Below are 3153 nucleotides of genomic sequence, written 5' to 3' on the forward strand. Positions count from 1 at the left end.
GTGCGCGGCGGGTATGCCGAGACGCTGGCGTGCTGCGAGATGCCGCGCGAGCATTGGCGGCGCATCCGCACGAACAACGCGATCGAGCGCCTGAACAGGGAAATACGCCGTCGCATCCGCGTGGTCGGCACCTTTCCCGACGGCAAGTCCGCGCTCATGCTGGTAGCCGCCCGCCTGAAGTACGTCGCCGACAGCGAATGGGGATCGCGCCGCTACCTGGACGTGTCGCTTCTCAAGGAGCAGTCATGCTGACGGCTGGCTAAAAGTGCGCAAAACTATTGACGGTACCGCAGAATCAAGCGCCTCATTCAGGCCGCCGTTCTTCACAAGCAGGCCATCCATTCGGACGACCGCTGTCACCTACGCGACAATAGCGCGACTACCTATCCCCTTCGGCCATGATGGTCGCCTCAATATGGGCAAGTTCTTCCGGGGTATTCACATTGATGAAGCATCCACGTTCAGGAACCGCCTCAGTTACCTCGGCCGACATAAACGGCCGCAAGTTCACCAAATCGAAAAAGTCCTTTGCACGAACGCAACCGCGGCTGAGCGCTTCATGCGTTGCCTCCAAGCAGGAATTCGTACGATACACCGCATGAAATGGCTCATATCCGAATTTATTGCATGGAACCACGGCATCAACGCGTTCGGAATGCGCCACGGCCGCCTCGGCAATCGCCAATTGCGGCGAAGCGAACACCATATCGCATGCAATGACGGCAACAAGCGAATGGGACGCCGCTCCAAACGCCGTGGCCAACCCTTGAAGAGACCCGCGCTTCTCGAACGAATCGGGAACGAGCTTCAAAGGACACGGGATGTCCAAATCGCCCAAGAATCCAAGACGCGATGCCTCATTCGTCGTAACAACCAACTCGTCAGCCGCGCAGGCAACTCTCTCAACAATGCGCGTGAGAAGCGGCTCTCCCAAGAAGGGAACCGTCGCCTTGCTTTGTCCCATGCGACGCGATTCCCCACCTGCCTGAATGGCGACAGTAAGTTTCGGACGAACATAGACAGCCTGCAAGAAATCGGCAATTCCTTCAATATCCTCTAACGAAAACGAGGGCGTGCCCCTTCTTTTCGCCACTGCGTGCACGCTTTCCATATTGCTCACAACAGCGACTGGAGTCACGCCACGCACCGTACCGATTTCGCAGTATTCCTCGGCGGCAGGAAGGTCGCGATCGTTTCCCGAACGCAGCACTTCAATCACATCAAGGCCGCTTTGACGAAAACCCTCGACGATCACCAAATCATGGTCAGGCATGCTCGAAACGATATCGTCGCATTCAATTTCATGGTCGAGTTCAGTGATGCGCGCCATGCGCGTCGGGGAAACCACAACCACATCTCGAGAACCGGCTTCGCGGTGTCGATACGAATCCTTTCCCGGCACGTCGATATCGAAATCACAATGGCCGTGATGCTTAATCGACCCGATATCAAACCCCCGCGAAACAAGCTCGGCAATCACCCGAACAAGCAATGTTGTTTTACCCGAGTTATGACGACCGACGAAAGCAACAGCTGGACTTGGACGATGAATGCGCCCATCGCGCTTCGCGTGCTCCTCAGACGACTCGCCCGAAGCTGCGCCCAATGAAACTTTATTCATAATTCTCGTGCTCAACAACAAGGTCATTCTTGATAACGCCAACAAGCTGCTGCAAAGCATCGACAGCGTGCGGGCGAATATCCGCACCGATAAGAACATACATAATAGAGTCGCCGACTTTCAGCGTGCCTTCGTTAAGCCACACGCGAATATAGAAAACGCCGGGAAGCTTACGAGCGGCTTTCACAGCCTCGATCAAGCCATCGGTATTGTACGAGAAGTCGATTGTCGCAACCTTGCCAAGAGCCGCACCCTCGGCTGCTTCGGCGGCATTCGTCGCACGCACCTGAGCACGCGGCGTCTCTCGAACGATGCCATTATGGGTGAGATACATACCCACCATAGAAGCATTCGAATCTTGCTTCGCCTTATTGAGCCACGCGTCCATTGAAGGCTCAGCGCCGGCATCGATGCGCCAGCCGGGTCCCAAATCTACCGCAACATCAAAGCCTTGATCATTGCAAGCGATATCAGAAATATCGTTCATCGTCATGATTTCCCCTTTCCGCCCCTCATAGAGGCTTCATAACGTCTATAGGTCAATAATACCTAAATGACAACAGAGCACGGGCTAAAAAGAAAACGCAAAGTGTAAAAGGGGTATCAGTCTCTCCATAAGACAACAACTCGTAAGAGACAATGCGCAGCATGCAGCAAAGCGAATGAACTAGAAAGCAGGGGGGCTTCTTTCGGGGGCTCAAACACACTGGAATGAACTGAAACTTGGAGCAGGCCACAAGGCGACATGCCGCAAAACGGCACAACAAAAAATAAAGGCCCTTAGGCCCATTAATATGCGGAAGCGCCCTGCATGAGCGCGACGCCCTGTCCTCCCGCAGCCTGGCGCTGCAGTACTTTCGGCGAAGGCGGGCTTAACTGCCGAGTTCGGAATGGGATCGGGTGATCCCCGCCTCTGTGGTCGCGCTCATGCAGGGCGCTCTCGCCCGCATATGCAAAAATGGATATTACTGTTTCTCACCAAGCATGTCAAGAGCATAGCGATAACCACCGCTGCCGTAATTAAGCGCTTTCGAAACACGAGCGATTGTCGTCGCAGAGGCGCCCGTCGCTTCAGCGATGGCGGTGTATGGCTTACCACCATCGAGCAAACGAGCAACCGAAAGACGCTGCGATGTTTCTTTCATTTCACGAATCGTGAACAGGTCTTCGCACAGAGCGTAAAGTTGATCCTTGTCAGACATAGAAGAAAGGACCTCAAGCAAGTCTTCGACCTCGGGAGTACGCAAGTTGCTCATCAATCCATCCTCTCTGTATTCGTGAAACAATACTATTGTACTGCAGCTCACTAAAGTATGGCCGCAAAATAAAACCGTCACAACGGCGGTATTTTCTCGTAAACGGCGCTTTGAACGAAGCGACAAAAAAGGGCCGTAAGGCCCTGAAAATGCGGAAGCGCCCTGCATGAGCGCGACGCCCTGTCCTCCCGCAGCCTGGCGCTGCAGTACTTTCGGCGAAGGCGGGCTTAACTGCCGAGTTCGGAATGGGATCGGGTGATCCCCGCCTCTGTGGTC

4 protein-coding genes and 2 rRNA genes are annotated in these 3153 nt (G+C 54.6%); 1 reads left to right on the plus strand and 5 read right to left on the minus strand.

Annotated features, from left to right (window positions below):
* A partial coding sequence (locus DMP05_RS09555; RefSeq protein WP_211326886.1) for a transposase occupies positions 1 to 252 on the plus strand: 252 nt, incomplete at its 5' end.
* 127 nt (positions 253 to 379) lie between these two features.
* Here the strand turns inward: DMP05_RS09555 and mobB are convergent.
* From mobB to rrf (DMP05_RS09580), 5 genes are all read right to left on the minus strand, one after another.
* A complete protein-coding gene (gene mobB / locus DMP05_RS09560; protein WP_123220228.1) occupies positions 380 to 1621 on the minus strand; it encodes a molybdopterin-guanine dinucleotide biosynthesis protein B in 1242 nt (413 codons plus the stop codon).
* Positions 1614 to 2009 (minus strand): molybdenum cofactor biosynthesis protein MoaE, encoded by a 396-nt coding sequence (locus DMP05_RS09565; protein WP_244595124.1) that lies wholly within the window; start codon positions 2007 to 2009, stop codon positions 1614 to 1616. Before DMP05_RS09565 ends, mobB begins: the two co-directional genes overlap by 8 nt.
* Positions 2010 to 2433: 424 nt before the next feature.
* Positions 2434 to 2548: ribosomal RNA gene (rrf, locus tag DMP05_RS09570) — 5S ribosomal RNA — on the minus strand.
* Between the two features lie 38 nt (positions 2549 to 2586).
* Entirely contained in the window at positions 2587 to 2877 is a 291-nt protein-coding gene (locus DMP05_RS09575; protein ID WP_123220229.1) for a YerC/YecD family TrpR-related protein, read from the minus strand.
* Between the two features lie 167 nt (positions 2878 to 3044).
* Positions 3045 to 3153 (minus strand): 5S ribosomal RNA (rrf, locus tag DMP05_RS09580); the annotation flags it as partial.

The sequence above is a fragment of the Slackia isoflavoniconvertens genome (genome assembly GCF_003725955.1).
Lineage (GTDB): Bacteria > Actinomycetota > Coriobacteriia > Coriobacteriales > Eggerthellaceae > Slackia > Slackia isoflavoniconvertens.

What these genes read in the sequence shown, in the direction of transcription:
- mobB (WP_123220228.1), bottom strand. Translation starts at nt 1,621, where the DNA reads ATGAATAAAGTTTCATTGGGCGCAGCTTCGGGCGAGTCGTCTGAGGAG.
- DMP05_RS09565 (WP_244595124.1), bottom strand. Translation starts at nt 2,009, where the DNA reads ATGGACGCGTGGCTCAATAAGGCGAAGCAAGATTCGAATGCTTCTATG.
- DMP05_RS09575 (WP_123220229.1), bottom strand. Translation starts at nt 2,877, where the DNA reads ATGAGCAACTTGCGTACTCCCGAGGTCGAAGACTTGCTTGAGGTCCTT.